12 protein-coding genes are annotated in these 16,063 nt (G+C 66.9%); 5 read left to right on the top strand and 7 right to left on the bottom strand.

The features are described 5' to 3' along the window. Positions 1-34: 34 nt before the first annotated feature. Entirely contained in the window at positions 35-922 is an 888-nt protein-coding gene (locus tag MHZ91_RS24520) for a LysR family transcriptional regulator (RefSeq protein ID WP_175122255.1), read from the top strand. A gap of 3 nt (positions 923-925) precedes the next feature. Here MHZ91_RS24520 and MHZ91_RS24515 read toward each other — a convergent pair whose 3' ends face one another. From MHZ91_RS24515 to MHZ91_RS24505, 3 genes are all read right to left on the bottom strand, one after another. After that, positions 926-1,741 (bottom strand): siderophore-interacting protein, encoded by an 816-nt coding sequence (locus MHZ91_RS24515; protein ID WP_175122254.1) that lies wholly within the window; start codon positions 1,739-1,741, stop codon positions 926-928. A gap of 26 nt (positions 1,742-1,767) precedes the next feature. Further along, positions 1,768-2,463 carry a PadR family transcriptional regulator gene (locus tag MHZ91_RS24510; RefSeq protein ID WP_239216130.1) on the bottom strand — a complete coding sequence of 232 codons (696 nt, stop codon included), beginning with the start codon at positions 2,461-2,463 and terminating at the stop codon, positions 1,768-1,770. Positions 2,464-2,568: 105 nt separating this feature from the next. Beyond that, positions 2,569-3,447, bottom strand: a complete 879-nt coding sequence (locus MHZ91_RS24505) for a helix-turn-helix transcriptional regulator (RefSeq protein ID WP_239216128.1) — start codon at positions 3,445-3,447, stop codon at positions 2,569-2,571. Positions 3,448-3,543: 96 nt separating this feature from the next. On the opposite strand from MHZ91_RS24505, the gene MHZ91_RS24500 reads away from it, so the two are divergent. Continuing rightward, positions 3,544-4,995: an MFS transporter gene (locus MHZ91_RS24500; RefSeq protein WP_239216126.1), complete on the top strand. Its 1,452-nt coding sequence runs from the start codon at positions 3,544-3,546 to the stop codon at positions 4,993-4,995. Positions 4,996-5,019: 24 nt separating this feature from the next. On the opposite strand, the gene proC is transcribed toward MHZ91_RS24500, so the two are convergent. The 4 genes from proC to MHZ91_RS24480 form a co-directional block, all read right to left on the bottom strand. Continuing rightward, a complete protein-coding gene (gene proC / locus MHZ91_RS24495) occupies positions 5,020-5,826 on the bottom strand; it encodes a pyrroline-5-carboxylate reductase (RefSeq protein WP_175122251.1) in 807 nt (268 codons plus the stop codon). A gap of 100 nt (positions 5,827-5,926) precedes the next feature. Next, positions 5,927-6,697, bottom strand: coding sequence for a phytanoyl-CoA dioxygenase family protein (locus tag MHZ91_RS24490; RefSeq protein WP_239216124.1), 771 nt, complete (start codon positions 6,695-6,697; stop codon positions 5,927-5,929). Positions 6,698-6,825: 128 nt separating this feature from the next. Continuing rightward, entirely contained in the window at positions 6,826-7,938 is a 1,113-nt protein-coding gene (locus MHZ91_RS24485; protein WP_056559631.1) for an AI-2E family transporter, read from the bottom strand. 163 nt (positions 7,939-8,101) lie between these two features. After that, on the bottom strand, positions 8,102-9,169 hold the full coding sequence (locus MHZ91_RS24480; protein WP_175122249.1) for a LysR family transcriptional regulator: 1,068 nt from the start codon (positions 9,167-9,169) through the stop codon (positions 8,102-8,104). Positions 9,170-9,555: 386 nt separating this feature from the next. Here MHZ91_RS24480 and MHZ91_RS24475 point away from each other — a divergent pair, with 386 nt between their 5' ends. The 3 genes from MHZ91_RS24475 (at position 9,556) to MHZ91_RS24465 (ending at position 15,545) form a co-directional block, all read left to right on the top strand. After that, positions 9,556-10,749: an efflux RND transporter periplasmic adaptor subunit gene (locus MHZ91_RS24475; protein WP_191579534.1), complete on the top strand. Its 1,194-nt coding sequence runs from the start codon at positions 9,556-9,558 to the stop codon at positions 10,747-10,749. A 25-nt stretch (positions 10,750-10,774) separates the two neighbouring features. Beyond that, the gene (locus MHZ91_RS24470) at positions 10,775-13,990 is read left to right on the top strand and encodes an efflux RND transporter permease subunit (RefSeq protein WP_175122247.1); all 3,216 of its coding nucleotides are present in this window, start codon (positions 10,775-10,777) and stop codon (positions 13,988-13,990) included. Between the two features lie 76 nt (positions 13,991-14,066). After that, entirely contained in the window at positions 14,067-15,545 is a 1,479-nt protein-coding gene (locus tag MHZ91_RS24465; RefSeq protein ID WP_239216122.1) for an efflux transporter outer membrane subunit, read from the top strand. Positions 15,546-16,063: the final 518 nt, after the last annotated feature.

Below are 16,063 nucleotides of genomic sequence, written 5' to 3'. Positions count from 1 at the left end.
GAAAATTGTTCATCAGTACTTTTTGGATATCAAAATGGAACTGCGCCATTTGCGCTATTTCGTCGTCACTGCCGAAGCCCAGCATTTCACGCGCGCGGCCGAACTGCTGAACATGGCGCAGCCGCCGCTCAGCCAGCAGATCCGCCAGCTTGAACAGGAAGTCGGCACACCGCTGTTTGACCGCATGGGCCGCGGCGTGGCGCTTAACGACGCGGGACGCGCATTCCTGGCGTGCGCCCAGGACATCCTGCAACGCGCGGACGCCGCAGTGCGCACGGCGCAGCGCGCCGCGCGCGGCGAGGTCGGTGAACTGACATTGGGGTTTACCGAATCGGCGTCCTTCAATGGCGTGGTGACCGAGCTGATCCGGCAATATCGCGAGCGCTATCCCGAGGTCGAGATGACGCTGTCTCAGGGGGATAGTGAAACGCTGGTGGCGCAGTTGCGCGACGGTACGATCGACGCCGCGTTCGTGCGTCCGCCTTTCGCGCTTGATGGCGGGTTGGCGTTCACGCAGTTGGTCGAGGAGCCGCTGGTGGTGGCGCTGCCGCTGGGTCATGCGCTGGCGCGCCGCAAGCGCCTCGCCCCAGCCGACCTGCAGCACGAGACCTTCATTCTGTATTCGCGCAAATCGGGCTATGGACTCAGCGCGGACATCATGGCGGCGTGCCGGCAGCACGGGCTGAGTCCGCGCATCGGGCAACAAGCGCCACAGTTGTCGTCGGCGGTGAACCTGGTGGCGGCAGGCATGGGCGTGGCCATCGTGCCGGCGTCGCTGCGTCACCTGCGGCCGGATGGCGTGGTGTATCGGCCGTTCGCGCTGGAATGGCCGCGCGCGGTGCTGGGGTTGGCTTTGCGCGACACGGCGGGTGGACGGGCAGCGAATCTGCTGGCGCTGGCGCGGACCGCCCGCAAGTCCTGACGCTCAATCGTCGTGCGATTCGTGGACGGCAACCGCGCCGCGCTTCCAGTAGCTGGCCGCGCGAATGCGGCTCTTGTCGATGCCGTGCTGCGCCACCATGATTTCGCGCACGGCTTTTGCCGTGGCCGATTCCGCCGCCACCCACACATAGCCTTCGCCTGACGGCAGCGCTAGTTCGCGCGCCGCTTCCAGCAGCAGCGTGCTGTAGCCGGGCGCCGTTCCGTTGCGATGCAGCCAGCGCACCGATGCCTTCGCGGCCGTTTGCAGCGGGATTTCGTTGTTTGCTCCCGGCACTTCGATCAGCACCAGCGCCTGCGCCGAGGCCGGCAGTTCTTCCAGCCGCCGTGCGATGGCCGGCAATGCGGTCTCGTCGCCGATCAGCACATGCCAGTCGAACGCCGTCGGCACCACAAACGAACCGCGCGGGCCGCCGATGCCCAGTTGCTGGCCAGGCGCGGCTTGTTCGGCCCACGTCGACGCAGGGCCGTCGCCGTGCAGCACGAATTCGATTTCCAGTTCCTGGCGCGCCGTATCGAAGCGGCGCGGCGTGTAGTCGCGCGCCGCGGGCCGGGCCACGCCATCGGGAAACTTGATGCCGTCGGGCCCGGCCGTGGGCAGCACGGGCGGCTGCGAGGGATCGGCGGGAAAGAAGATCTTCACGTGGTCATCAAATGAAGCGGACACGAAATCCTGCAGGTCTTCGCCGGTGAAGGTGACGCGCGCCAGCAGGCCGGCAATGCGTTCGACGCGCGCCACGGTCAGCGTGCGCATCTTGAGGGTGTGGCGCACACGCGCCACGGTCAGGTCGCTTTGAGTCATGGAAACTCCAGTAGGGTGAGACGGGATCACGCGCCGGATTTGCCGGTGATCTCGTCGGTCGCACGCGCCAGGATGGCCGCGATGCGTCGTTGTTCTGCAGGCGAGGCGTCGGTACGGTCCAGAAGCGCGCGCTTGAGCGCCTGGCGCGCCTCCACGAACTCCGGCAGCCAGCCGGTGCGGGCGTCCTCGCCTTCCGGGCCGGTGGCGCGCGGCTGGCCGCTCCAGGCCTGGCGCATGTAGTCCATCTTGCGCGCGACATGCTTGAGCTTGTTGAACATCAGCGTCAGGCGTTCGCGGTTGGCGTCCAGATACGCCTTGCCCGGTTCCGCCAGGTGATAGCGCTTCTTGGCGCCCTCTTGCTCGACGGTGGCGTAGCCCAGTTCTTCCAGATACGTCAGCGCGGGGTAGACCATGCCGGGGCTGGGCGTATAGAAACCGTTGCTGAGCGCGCCCAATGCCTTGATGAGTTCGTAGCCGTGGCTGGGGTTCTGTTCCAGCAGTCCGAGCAGCATCAGTTGCAGGTCGTCGCTGGATACTTTGCGGCTGCGAGTGAAGCCGCGTCCGTCGCCGCCGAACCCGTCCGCATCGCCGCGGCCGTCGGAGGAACCGGAAAACCAGTCGCCACCCGCGCTGGCGTGACGCGGGTGGCGGTGACTGGGGTGGTGGTGGCCATGGTGGGGACGCCCATGGTGCGGGTGTTCGCGGAAAGCCGTTTGGCGCATAGGTAGCTCTTACGATATGTCTTACGATAGCTCGTACGATATACCCGCGTTGTCCGTCGCGTCAAATCCCCTGCCAATGTCTTGTGCTGGCGTCCCCTAAAAATCCTACTCCGAGGGCGCCAGCGACACAGCTGGACCCGCCTGCACCCATCGCGCGAAGTCGGCGGCACGGGGTTCATCCGGCGCGGGCGCATAGACCACCAATCGCAAGTGCCGGCTTTCATCGACACTCAAGGTGGCATGCTCGAACGCGATATCGCCCAACGCATCCACATGCAGCGTGCGCAGTCCCATGCACGTGCCATGCACGTCGTGCTCGCGCCACCACGACTGGAATTCGGGCGACACACGTTCCAATTCATCAACCAGTTCAGCGATATCGGACACGCCGGTCGCGCTGGCGAAATCGCGCCGGAACGAGGACAGCATGCGGGGCGCCTGCGCCGTCCAGTCCACAAAGCGTTCACGCATCGCGGGGTCCACGAACAGCATCCAGAGGAGGTTGCGCCGGCCCGGCGCCTGCCCGGAAAAATTGAACACCTTGTCCGCGGCGGCGTTCCACACGACGACGTCCCAACGCAGGTTCAGGATGTAGGCGGGCCGCGCGGGCAGGTCATCCATCAAGCGGCGAACTTGCGCGGGCACGGTGCACCACGTGCGGCCGGTCTCGGCCGGCGGGCGCTGGTGCGCCAGCAGATACAGGTGGCGGCGCTCGGCGTCGTCCAACCGCAGCACGCGCGCCAGGTTTTCGAGAAAGGTGGCCGACACACTGATGTTGCGCCCCTGTTCAAACCACGTGTACCAGGCCAGTCCGACGCCGGCCAGCGCCGCCACTTCCTCGCGGCGCAACCCCGGCGTGCGGCGGCGGCGGCCGGGCGGAAGCCCCAGGTCAGCGGGAGTGAGCCGTTCCCGGCGCAGGCGCAGGAATTCGGACAGGTCGGCCCGGGTGCGGTCCAGACGGCGTGAAATGGCGGGTTCGGTCATGACGGGGTTGCACGGAGTAATAGCATAAACAGCTAAATTGTATAAGGCTAAAGGTCCGCCCAGAATAGCGCCGATCCTGACTTTTTGGACGCTTTCATGTCGACCACGACCCTTCCCGCCACGCCGTCGGCCGCCCCTGCCGACCCCGCTTCGCCACGACTCGGCAAGCTCGGCCTGGCGGTGCTGCTATCCGGCGGCTTCATCACGATCTTCGACCTGTTCGTCGTGAACGTGGCCATCCCCAGCATGCAGGCCACGCTGTCGGCCAGCTTCGCGCAGATCAACTTCATCATCGCCGCCTATGAACTGGCGTATGGCGTGCTGCTCATCGCGGGCAGCCGGTTGGGCGACCGCCATGGCAGGCGACGGCTGTTCATGCTGGGCATGGCGGGCTTTGCGGTGGCGTCCGCGCTGTGCGGCCTGGCGCCCACGCCGGACACGCTGATCGCCGCGCGCATCCTGCAGGGCGCCGCCGCGGCCCTGCTGTTTCCGCAGGTGTATGCGCTGATCCGCGTCAGCTTCGAGGGGCATGCGCGGCGCCGGGCGTTCGGGCTGCTGGGCATGACGCTGGGCCTGGCCGCCATCGCCGGGCAGGTGCTCGGCGGTTGGATCGTCCATGCGGATCTGTTCGGGTTGGCGTGGCGTGCCATCTTTCTGATCAATCTGCCGCTGGGGCTGCTGGCGTGCTGGCTTGCCCGGCACATCCCCGAATCCGCCGAGCCCTCGGGCGCGGCGATGGACTGGCCCGGCGCCGCGCTCGTGGGCCTGGGGTTGGCGTTGCTGCTGCTGGCGTTGATCGAAGGCCCCGCCCAGCAATGGCCCGCCTGGACGCTCGCCTGCGGCGGGGCATCGGTGGTTGCGCTGGCAGCCTTCGTGCGGCTGCAGCGCCGGGTCGCCGCGCGCGGCGGCGTGCCGCTGGTGGACATGGACTTGCTGGCGCAGCCGCGCTTTGCGGCGGGGTGCCTCGTCGTGATGCTGGTGTTCTCCACCGCCAGCGCCATGTTTCTTTGCTACGCCTTGCTGGTGCAGACGGGCTTTGGCCTGGATGCGTTGACGGCCGGCATGATCTTCGCGCCGGCCAGCGTCGGATTCGTGGCGGGATCGATGGTGGCGCCAAGACTGGTCGCCCGGTACGGCACGCGCGCGATCGCGCTGGCCGCGCTGTTGTACGGCGGGGCGACGGCGGCGCTGATGATGCAAACCGGCATCGCCGGCGCCAGCCTGTCGCCGTGGACGCTGCTGCCTGCGCTGGTGTGGCTGGGCGCGGCGCAAGGCGCGGTCAACACGCCGCTGGTCAACCTGGCGATGGGGCTGGTCGACGACCGCCAGGCCGGCATGGCGGCGGGCGTGGTGTCGACCTTGCAACAGGTGGGCGCCGCGTTGGGCGTGTCGGCTGCAGGCATGCTGTATGGCGGTGCGTTGGAGGCTTACGCGGAAGCCAGCGCGGCCGAGCGCCATGCGCAGGCGTTTGCGTCGGCCATGCAGTTCAATGTCGCAGCCGTTCTGGTGGCGGCCGTCTTGCTGTGGCGGCTGGGCCGTCATCGCTGACGGCCCGTTGCCGCGCCGGGGCCTTTATCCCGCGGACAACTCGCGGGCGCGCTGCTGCGCCTTGTGCACAGCCTCGGTGATGGCCTGGGCCACGCCCGCCTGCTGCATGTGCGACAGGGCGGCGTAGGTGGTGCCGCCCTTGGAAGTGACGCGGTCCTGCAATTCGGTCAACGGCACGTCTTCGCTGGCGGCCAGTTCCGACGCACCGCGGAAGGCGGCGACAGCCAGCCGGCGCGCATCGGCGGGCGCAAAGCCCAATTCGACGGCGCCCTTTTCCAAGGCCGCCATGAAATGGAACACGTAACCGGGGCCGCTGCCCGTCACCGCAGTGACGGCGTCGATCATGGCTTCGGATTCGGTCCAGATGCGTTCGCCGACCGCCGCGAACAGCGCGTCGACCTGATCGCGCTGGGCCTGCTCGCAAGCCGGCGTGGCGAAGAGGCCGGTCATGCCCAGGCCCACCTTGGCCGGCGTGTTGGGCATGGCGCGAACGATGCGCGCGTGTCCGCCCAGCCATTCCGACAACGCAGCCAGCTCGACGCCCGCCGCGATGCTGACCACGGTGGCCTCGGCCGGCAGATGCTGCCGGACCTGGCCGCAGGCTTCGCGCAGCACTTGCGGTTTGGTGGCCAGCACACACAAGGCGGCGTCGCCGATGTCGGCACTGACGCTTTCCTGGCAAGGCAAGCCGCGTGCGACCAGCGCCTCGCGGGTCGGCGCGTAGGGTTCGATCACCAGAAAATCGGTCAACGCCCGGCCCTGGCCGATCAGTCCGTCGATGATGGCGGAGGCCATATTGCCGCCGCCGATGAAGACAATTTTTTCACGCATGTTGCTTCAGTTCCGAAGTAGGGATTGCGGACCGGACCGGCATGGGTGCATTACCGGCGCGCGGATCATTGATGCCACAGTCTACGGGCTTTCCGGGGCATCACGCCCCCGCCAGCGGCACGCCCGCCTGCGACGACGACCGGGTGCCCGGCAGCGGATGGCAGGACTCGGGGTGGTAGGTATGAACCACCGACAGCTTCACGCGGTCGCTGCTGTTGCCCTGCGCGGCGTGCAAGGTGCGGCAGTGAAAGAACACCACATCGCCCGCTTGCAGTTCCGGACAGACGGCGCGCGCGATCCAGTCGGCGTTCTGCGGCACGTCTTCGCGGAAGAATTTCTTGTCGTCGAACTGGTCCGGCGTAAATGCCGCCGCGTGCGAGCCCGGAATGAACGACAGCCCGCCATTGGCGCGCGTCTCCGGCCCCAGGGCCAGCCAACAGGACACCAGATCCGTATCCGAGAACGACCAATAGCGGATGTCCTGATGCCAGCCCGTCAGGCTGCCGTACGCCGGGTGCTTGGTCATCACGCAGTTGTGGTGCACGGTGGACAGCACCGGCGTCTCGTTGAAATAGCGCTTCAACCACTGCCCAATGCGCGGATCGGTGGCCCATTGGGCAAACAGGGGGTCGCGCGCGTAGGCGTTGAGCAGGCGGCGCACTGTCAGGCCGCCCTCAGCGCTGCGCGATTGCGGCGCGCCGGGATAGCGCAGGTCGGCTTCGTATTCGATGGGTGCGACGTGATCGCGCAAATGGCGTTCAGCCAGCGCACGCAGCGCGGCAAGCTGCTCCGGGTTGGCGAACTGGCGCGCCACCACGAAGCCCTGCTCGCGCAGGACGGCTATCTGATCATCAGGCAATAACCCGGACATCTTGATCCTCACAGCCCGCGGCGTAGGCGGCGCGTCTGCGGGCGGGCAGGCGCGCACCGGGCAAGGCGCCGGTCACGCGGGATGGCTAGATTACCAAATGGCAAGGCCGCCGGGCGGCTCCCGCGTCCTCAGCCCGCTGGCGTCTTCTCGGGGCGGACCGGCGGCGGCGTCAGCCGGGCGGCGTCGCGCTCCTGGACCTCGTGGTGCACCCATTCGCGCCAGACGGCCACCAGCAGCGCCATCAGCACCGGACCCACGAACAATCCCACGATACCCATGGTCTTCACGCCACCCACCAGGCCAAAGAAGGTCGGCAGGAACGGCAGCTTGACGGGACCGCCCACCAGACGCGGGCGCAGGGTCTTGTCGACGATGAAGAGTTCGACGCTGCCCCAGACCATCAGCGCAATGCCTGCGACCACATGGCCCGAGCCCACCAGATACAAAGACACCAGCGTGAACGACAACGGCGCGCCACCGGGAATCAGCGCCATGAACCCGGTGACCACGCCCAGCAGCACGGGCGACGGCACACCCGCGACCCAGTAGGCGATGCCCAGCACCACGCCTTCGCCCAGCGCGATCAGGCCCATGCCGGTGACGGTGGAATTGATGGTGGCCGGGACCACGCGCGAAAAGCGCTGCCAGCGGGCGGGCAGAATGCGCTCGCCCAGCACGTCCAGCTGCGCGACCATGCGGATGCCGTCCTTGTAGACGAAGAACAGCGTAATCAGCATGAAGAGAACGGTCAGCAGCAACTGGAACACGTTGCCCGTGGCGGCCAGCGCCATGCGGTAGATGTTGCCCAGGTGTTCGCCGCTGACGGCTTCGACCAGCGCGCCCAGCGCGTGAGGCTGGCCGATATAGGATTGCCAGTACTGTCCCAGGCGATCGCCCACCACCGGCAGAGACGAAATCCACGCGGGCACGTCCACGCCGTGGCGGTTGGCCGCGATGGCCCAGGCGACAAACGCGCTGGCTTCCTTGATGGCATAGGACAGGGCCAGCGACAACGGGACGATCAGCACCACGACGACGACCAGCAGCGCCAGCGACGCGGCAACCGCCGTGCGGCCGCCGCAACGGACGACGAGGCGTTGGTACAGGGGCCAGCTGGCCAGGCCGATGATCAGCGCCGCCAGGGCCGGAACCAGGAATCCGCTAAGAAAGTAAACCCCCGCCAACAGCACAAGCAGCAACAGCCAACGGGCGATCAGGTAGGCGGGTAGAACAGGCTGCATAGCGGATCGACTGTAAGGGCGTTGTAGGCTTTGACTGTCGGACTATACAGACGTTTCATGCAATACGAGGGACGTAAGGGCTGTATTTACTACGGGGTTTCCCGTGCTTAACGCAGATGGCGGACCCGAGGGTCCGCCATGTCGTCGTCCAGCCTACGCGGTTTTACAGCACGTACTCCGCAGCTTCCTCGCGGGCGGTGCGGCGACGCGGGGCCATGTCGGCCAGCGCCGGGATAGCGGGCACGGGCGGTTGCGCCGGAGCGGTCTGTCCCTGATTGCGCTGGTACACCGCGCAGGACGCGGCGGCCGGATCGGTCTCGTCGCGGCCGCTGAGCAGCGGACACCCGGCGAACAGTTCGGCCACCCAGTCGGTAAAGGCCCGCACCTTGGGCGACAACTGCCGGCTCTGCGGATACAGCACCGAAATTGCCGTGGAGCTGGGCTTCCACTGCGGCAGTATCTCGATCAGCTCGCCCGATTGCAGATACGGCAGCGCCATGTAGCGCGCGGTCTGGATCAGCCCAAAGCCCTTCAGCCCGCAATCCAGGTAGGCGCCCGCTTCGTTCACGGCCACCGTGCCCTTCATGTCCACTTCCTGGTGCTTGCCGTCCACCTTGAAGTCCCAGGCACAGTTGCGGCCGGTGCGGCTGGAGAAATAATGCACCGCGTGGTGGTCGCGCAACGATTCGATCGTCTGCGGCATGCCGTGGCGCGCCACGTAGGTCGGCGACGCGCAGGTCACGGTCTGCAGCGTGCCGATGCGGCGGGCGACCAGGCTGGAATCTTCGAGATCGCCGGCGCGGATCACGCAGTCCACGGCTTCCTGGACCATGTCGACCGGACGGTCGCCCAGGCCCAGCACCAGCTCGACGTCGGGGTATTTGTCGTGGAAATCACACAATGAGGGAATCAGGATCAACCGGCCGATGCAGGTCGGCACATCGATGCGCAGCCGGCCCTTGAGCCGCAGGGCCGCTTCCTGGAAGCAGGCCTCGGTCTCTTCCACGTCGGCCAGGATGCGCACGCAGTGCTGGTAATAGCCTGCGCCGTCGGGCGTCAGGCCGATGCGGCGCGTGGTGCGGTTCAACAGGCGAACGCCTAGAAGGCGTTCCAGATTCTGAATGATGGTGGTGACGGTGGTGCGCGGAAGCGATAGGCTGTCGGCCGCCCGGGTGAAGCTATTGGCGTCCACGACGCGCACAAACACCTGCATAGCCTGAAAGCGGTCCATGGCAAGGGTGTCCTTAGGCAAATAAGTCGGGGTGGACGGAGCATAACCCGATTTCGGCCTGGATTAGTCATTCTCCACGAACAGTGTTGCCGGGATAGACAGGTTTATCCGCCTGGACAAAACACTCAGAATGCAAACCATCTTGAAGTGCCCTTGCCGCCCGGCGCAAGAAAAGGGCATGTCAATCCTCAGATTCCGCCCCCGCAGCGACCCGCCCTGATCAGGCGCCCGCCGCCTCTGGATAAGCGACCCCGGTCGATGCTGCACCGCAGCATATCCATATAACGCCGGATTCTTAGGACTGGCATCCCCGCCCCGCCGACTCGTCGTCCCCGCATCCCGGGCAAGCGCGCTTCCGCCTCTAAAAGACCACTCAAGGAAACACCATGGTTTCGCGTAAACGTATTGCTGTGCTCGTCGTATTTGCAGCCGTGCTGGCGGCGGGCGGCGGCTATGCCCTCACCCGCGGCCCCGCGGGCGGCAATGTCGCGATGGCGCAGGGCGCCCCCGCCGCGCCGCCCGTCGAGGTGGCCGAAGTCCTCAACAAGACGATCGTCGACTGGCAGCGCTATTCCGGCCGCCTGGAAGCCATCGACCGCGTGGACATCCGCCCCCTGGTCTCCGGCACGCTGACCGCCGTCCATTTCAAGGACGGCAGCATCGTCAAGAAGGGCGACGTGCTCTTCACCATCGACCCGCGCCCCTACGCGGCCGAAGTGGACCGCGCCGCCGCGGCGCTGACCGCCGCCAAGGCGCGCGCCGCCTACACGGCCTCGGAACTGGCCCGTGGCCAGCGCCTCTTGACCGACAACGCCATCGCCCGCCGCGACTTCGAGGAAAAGCAGAACGCCGCGCGCGAAGCCGCCGCCAACCTGCAGGGCGCCCAGGCCGCGCTGGACTACGCCAAGCTCAACCTGGGCTACACGCGTATCGAGGCCCCCGTGGACGGCCGCGTGTCGCGCGCCGAGGTCACCGTGGGCAACGTGGTCGCCGCCGGCGCCGCATCGGTGCCGCTGACCACGCTGGTGTCGGTGTCCAAGATGTACGCATCGTTCGACGTGGACGAACAAACGTTCCTGCGCTACGTGAACCCCGCCCGCAACGGCCGCAATGGCGCGGTGCCGGTCGAACTGGGCCTGGCCAATGAAGACGGCTACTCGCGCACCGGCGCCGTGCAGTCGGTGGACAACCGCCTGGACGCCACCTCCGGCACCATCCGCGTGCGCGCCGAGTTCGACAACGCCGACGGCACGCTGCTGCCGGGCCTCTACGCCCGCATCCGCCTGGGCGGCAGCGAACCCCGCGAGGCCGTGCTGATCGACGAACGCGCCATCGGCACCGACCAGGACAAGCGCTTCGTGCTGGTGCTGGACGACAAGAACCACGCCGTCTACCGCCAGGTGAAGCTGGGCGCCAATCAGGAAGGCCTGCGCGTCGTCGACGCCGGCCTGACTGCCGGCGAACGCATCGTCGTCAACGGCCTGCAGCGCATCCGTCCCGGCGACGCCGTGACCCCGACCGTTGTCCCCATGGTTGCCGCCAAGCGCAACCCGGTCAAGACCGCCTCGGCGCAGAACTGAGCCGACGCGTCGAACGAGAACGTTTATGAATATCTCGAAATTCTTCATCGACCGGCCGATCTTCGCCGGCGTGCTGTCGATCCTGGTGCTGCTGGCAGGCCTGCTGGCCATGTTCCAGCTGCCCATCTCCGAATACCCGGAAGTCGTGCCGCCGTCCGTCGTGGTGCGCGCGCAATACCCGGGCGCCAACCCCAAGGTCATCGCCGAAACCGTCGCCTCGCCGCTGGAAGAATCCATTAACGGCGTCGAAGACATGCTGTACATGCAGTCGCAGGCCAACAGCGACGGCAACCTGACGCTGACGGTCAACTTCAAGCTGGGCGTGGACCCCGACAAGGCGCAGCAGCTGGTGCAGAACCGCGTGTCGCAGGCGCTGCCGCGTCTGCCGCCGGATGTGCAGCGTCTGGGCGTGACCACGGCCAAGAGCTCGCCCACGTTGACGCTGGTCGTGCACCTGATCTCGCCCAATGACCGCTACGACATCACCTACTTGCGCAACTACGCCATCCTGAACGTCAAGGACCGCCTGTCGCGTATCACGGGCGTGGGCGAAGTGACGGTGTGGGGGTCGGGCAACTACTCCATGCGCGTGTGGCTCGATCCGCAAAAGGTCGCGCAGCGCGGCATGACCGCATCCGAAGTCGTCAACGCGATCCGCGAACAGAACGTGCAGGTGGCCGCCGGCGTGATCGGCGCCTCGCCCACGCAGGGCGACGTGCCGCTGCAATTGAACGTGAACGCACGCGGCCGCCTGCAGACCGAAGAAGAATTCCGCGACATCATCCTGAAGACCTCGCCGGACGGCGCCGTGACGCACCTGTCCGACGTCGCCCGCGTGGAGCTGGATGCGCAGGAATACGGCCTGCGTTCGCTTCTGAACAACAAGCAGGCGGTCGGCATGGGCATCATGCAGTCGCCGGGCGCCAACGCGCTGGACGTCTCCAGCCAGGTGCGCGCCGCAATGGCCGAACTGGCGCAGGACTTCCCGCCGGGCGTGGAATACCGCATCGAATACGACCCCACGCAATTCGTGCGCTCCAGTATCGAAGCCGTCGTGCACACCCTGCTCGAAGCCATCGCGCTGGTCGTGCTGGTGGTGATTCTGTTCCTGCAGACCTGGCGCGCGTCCATCATCCCGCTGCTCGCGGTGCCCGTGTCCATCGTCGGCACGTTCGCGCTGCTGCTGATGTTCGGCTACTCCATCAACGCGCTGTCGCTGTTCGGCATGGTGCTGGCCATCGGGATCGTGGTGGACGACGCCATCGTGGTCGTCGAAAACGTCGAGCGCAATATCGCGGCCGGCTTGAGTCCACGCGATGCGACCTATCGCGCCATGCGCGAAGTCAGCGGCCCCATCATCGCCATCGCGCTGACGCTGTGCGCCGTGTTCGTGCCGCTTGCCTTCATGACGGGCCTGACCGGCCAGTTCTACAAACAGTTCGCCATGACCATCGCCATCTCGACGGTGATCTCGGCCTTCAACTCGCTGACCCTGTCGCCCGCACTGTCGGCCCTGCTGCTCAAGAGCCACCACGACAAGCCCGACTGGCTGACCCGTGGCATGAACCGCGTCTTCGGCCGCTTCTTCAACTGGTTCAACAACATGTTCGGCCGCGCGTCCGAGTCCTACGGCACGGGCGTGGCCAGCGTCATCCGCCGCAAGGCCGGCGCGATGGGCGTGTACGCCGTGCTGGTCGCCGCGACCATTGGCGTGTCGTACCTGGTGCCGGGCGGCTTCGTACCCGCGCAGGACAAGCAATACCTGATCGGCTTCACGCAGCTGCCCAACGGCGCCTCGCTGGACCGCACCGAAGACGTGATCCGCCGCATGAGCGACATCGCCCTGAAGGAACCCGGTGTGCAATCGGCCATCGCCTTCCCCGGCCTGTCCATCAATGGCTTCACCAACAGCTCCAGCGCCGGCATCGTGTTTGTCACGCTCAAGCCTTTCGGCGAGCGCAACAACGCCGAACTGTCCGGCAACGCCATCGCCGCGTCGCTCAACCAGAAGTTCGCAGCCATCCAGGACTCGTTCATCGCCGTGTTCCCGCCCCCGCCCGTCATGGGCCTGGGCACGCTCGGCGGCTTCAAGCTCCAGCTCGAAGACCGCGCGGCCCTCGGCTATGCCGAACTGGACAAGGCCAAGCAGGCCTTCCTGGAAAAGGCGCGCCAGACGCCGGAACTGGGCCCCACATTCTCCAGCTACGAGATTAACGTCCCGCAGCTCGACGTCGACCTGGACCGCGTCAAGGCCAAGCAGCTTGGCGTGCCGGTGACCGAAGTCTTCGACACCATGCAGATCTATCTGGGCTCCATGTACGTCAACGACTTCAACCGGTTCGGCCGCGTGTTCCAAGTGCGTGCTCAGGCTGACGCGCCCTTCCGCGCGCACGCCGACGACATCCTGCAACTGAAGACCCGCAACGCCGCCGGCGACATGGTCCCGCTGTCCTCGCTGGTCACCGTCAAGCAGACCTTCGGCCCCGAAATGGTCGTGCGCTACAACGGCTACACCGCCGCCGACATCAACGGCGGCCCGGCCCCCGGCTACTCGTCCGACCAGGCGCAAGCCGCCGCCGAGCGCGTCGCCGCCGAAACCCTGCCGCGTGGCGTCAAGTTCGAATGGACCGACCTCACGTACCAGCAGATCCTCGCGGGCAACGCCGGCCTGTGGGTCTTCCCCATCAGCGTCCTGCTGGTCTTCCTGGTGCTGGCCGCGCTGTACGAAAGCCTGACCCTGCCGCTCGCCGTGATCCTTATCGTGCCGATGAGCATCCTGGCCGCGCTGACCGGCGTCTACCTCACCGGCAACGACAACAACATCTTCACGCAGATCGGCCTGATGGTGCTGGTGGGGCTGTCTGCGAAGAACGCGATCCTGATCGTCGAATTCGCCCGGGAGCTCGAAATGAACGGCCGCACGCCGCTCGAAGCCGCCATCGAAGCCAGCCGCCTGCGCCTGCGTCCCATCCTGATGACGTCCATCGCGTTCATCATGGGCGTGGTGCCGCTGGTGCTGTCCTCTGGCGCCGGTTCCGAAATGCGCCACGCCATGGGTGTCGCCGTCTTCTTCGGCATGCTCGGCGTGACCCTGTTCGGCCTGTTCCTCACGCCGGTGTTCTACGTCCTGCTCCGCTCGCTCGGCGGCAAGAAGCTGCACTCCGCCGCGCCGCACGAAGCCCCCGTCTGCGTGCCGCACATCGACCCCAACGCGCCGCCCGCGCCGCAACACCACGCGTAAGCCGACAGAAAAAAAAGAGAAGCCAGCGCGTCCCGTCCGAATTCGCATGGGACGCGCGCCAAAGAGAAACGTCATCATGATCAAAAGACTGACCCGAGGATCCGCCCTGCTCGCCATGCTGCTCGTGCTGGCCGGCTGCGCGGTGGGTCCCACCTACCAGCGCCCCACGGCCGACACGCCCGCCGCCTTCAAGGAAGCCGCCCTGCCCGCGTCTGAAGCCGGCACCTGGAAGCCCGCCGAACCTTCTGAGGACGCCCTGCGCGGCGCCTGGTGGAAGGTCTTCAACGACGAAGGCCTGAACCAGCTTGAAGAAGAAGCCCAGCGCGCCAACCAGGACCTGCAAGCCGCTGCCGCCCGCCTCACCCAGGCCCGCGCCCTGCAACGCGAAGCGCGCTCCGGCTTCTTCCCCAGCCTGGACGCCGGCTTCGGCCCCAACCGCCAACGCCCCTCGGCCGTCTCGCAAGGCCTGCCCGACGGCACGTCGACTTCGCCCGTCACCACCTGGCGCGCGCAAGGCACGGTGTCATACGAGGCCGACCTCTTCGGCCGCGTCGCATCGACAGTGGACGCCGCCACCGCCGACGCCCAGCAAAGCGAAGCGCTCTACCGCTCCGTCCTGCTCGCCCTGCAAGCCGACGTCGCCACCACCTACTTCCTGGTTCGCGAACAGGACGCCGAATCGCGCCTGTACCACCAGACCGTCAAGCTGCGCACCGACACGCTGCAACTGATCCAGCGCCGCTACGACGCCGGCGACATCAGTGAACTCGACCTCGCACGCGCCAAGGCCGAACTCGCCTCCGCGCAATCCGAGGCCCTGGGCATCGACCGCCGCCGCGCCACCGCCGAACACGCGCTGGCCGTCCTGCTGGGCCGCGCCCCATCCGAATTCACCATGCCGCCCCAGCCCATCGAAAAGATCGCGCTGACCATCCCCGCCGGGCTGCCCTCCACGCTGCTCGAACGCCGCCCCGACATCGCCGCCGCCGAACGCGCCATGGCCGCCGCCAACGCCCGCGTCGGCGCCGCCAAGTCCGCGTTCTTCCCCCGCCTGGACATCACCGGCGCCTTCGGCTACGAGTCCTCGGAACTGGGCAACCTCTTCCAATGGTCCAGCCGCACGTTCCTGCTGGGCCCCCTGGTCGGCGCCGCCCTGTCCATCCCCATCTTCGACGGCGGCCGCCGCCAAGCCGGCCTGGACCGCGCCCGCGCCGTCTACGAAGAAGACGTCGCCGTCTACCGCCAGACCGTCCTGAACGCGTTCCGCGAAGTGGAAGACAACCTCGCGAACCTGCGCATCCTCGCGGACCAGACCAAGGCCCAGAACGAGGCGGTGGAAGCGGCTGCCCGCGCCGCGAAGCTCTCGCACACGCAGTACCGTGAAGGCTCGATCAGCTATCTGGACGTGATTGAAGCCGACCGCAGCGTGCTCTTGCAGCAACGCGTGTCGGTGCAACTGACTGCCGAACAGGCCCGGTCGACGGTGGGGTTGATTCGCGCTATCGGCGGCGGCTGGGATAATCCGGTCCCGCCGGAAAAGGTCGCGACGAAGTAACGCAAACCAGTTTGGTGTCTGACACGCGAAGCGTTTCTAACCCGGTGTCAGACACCCCGCGTAGACCGGCTTGCACTCGTTACGGTTAAGTCCCAGGGGTGTCAGACACCTAGCCGTCACCGAGCCGTCGCCAACCGACACGGCACCGTCAAAAAACCACCCGCGCGCCAGCGCGCAGCGCCATCACCCCGACGCAAGACACCGCGTAAGCCCCACCAGGCCGCCCGCGCGGCCGCAGTGGGGCGGGCCCCGCAAGACGCTTGGACTCACGAAAAGCGTCGGCAAGAACCTCAAGAACCCCACCCACGCCAGCGTCCTATCAAGTTCAAACCACCGCAGCCCGGTGTGGCGGCGGCCTGGGTGTGCGGGGCGTGTAGATGCGCCCGAGGGAATCGGAAGGCAGGCGCCGCAGGCGACAACGACGATGACGAAGGGGCAGTCCGGAGCGAAGGCTCCGGACCGCAATCGTAGCCCCGCGCACCCAGGCCGCCGCCACACCGGGCTGCGGTGGTTTGAAC

It is taken from the genome of Achromobacter sp. ACRQX (assembly GCF_022346505.1).
Classification (GTDB): domain Bacteria; phylum Pseudomonadota; class Gammaproteobacteria; order Burkholderiales; family Burkholderiaceae_B; genus Achromobacter; species Achromobacter animicus.
This window is presented reverse-complemented; position numbering and strand designations above follow the sequence as displayed.

Coding starts and splice junctions, on each gene's coding strand:
- MHZ91_RS24500 (WP_239216126.1), top strand. CDS start 3,544: ATGTCGACCACGACCCTTCCCGCCACGCCGTCGGCCGCCCCTGCCGAC.
- MHZ91_RS24515 (WP_175122254.1), bottom strand. CDS start 1,741: ATGACTCAAAGCGACCTGACCGTGGCGCGTGTGCGCCACACCCTCAAG.
- MHZ91_RS24505 (WP_239216128.1), bottom strand. CDS start 3,447: ATGACCGAACCCGCCATTTCACGCCGTCTGGACCGCACCCGGGCCGAC.
- MHZ91_RS24470 (WP_175122247.1), top strand. CDS start 10,775: ATGAATATCTCGAAATTCTTCATCGACCGGCCGATCTTCGCCGGCGTG.
- proC (WP_175122251.1), bottom strand. CDS start 5,826: ATGCGTGAAAAAATTGTCTTCATCGGCGGCGGCAATATGGCCTCCGCC.
- MHZ91_RS24490 (WP_239216124.1), bottom strand. CDS start 6,697: ATGTCCGGGTTATTGCCTGATGATCAGATAGCCGTCCTGCGCGAGCAG.
- MHZ91_RS24480 (WP_175122249.1), bottom strand. CDS start 9,169: ATGGACCGCTTTCAGGCTATGCAGGTGTTTGTGCGCGTCGTGGACGCC.
- MHZ91_RS24465 (WP_239216122.1), top strand. CDS start 14,067: ATGATCAAAAGACTGACCCGAGGATCCGCCCTGCTCGCCATGCTGCTC.
- MHZ91_RS24475 (WP_191579534.1), top strand. CDS start 9,556: ATGGTTTCGCGTAAACGTATTGCTGTGCTCGTCGTATTTGCAGCCGTG.
- MHZ91_RS24485 (WP_056559631.1), bottom strand. CDS start 7,938: ATGCAGCCTGTTCTACCCGCCTACCTGATCGCCCGTTGGCTGTTGCTG.
- MHZ91_RS24520 (WP_175122255.1), top strand. CDS start 35: ATGGAACTGCGCCATTTGCGCTATTTCGTCGTCACTGCCGAAGCCCAG.
- MHZ91_RS24510 (WP_239216130.1), bottom strand. CDS start 2,463: ATGCGCCAAACGGCTTTCCGCGAACACCCGCACCATGGGCGTCCCCAC.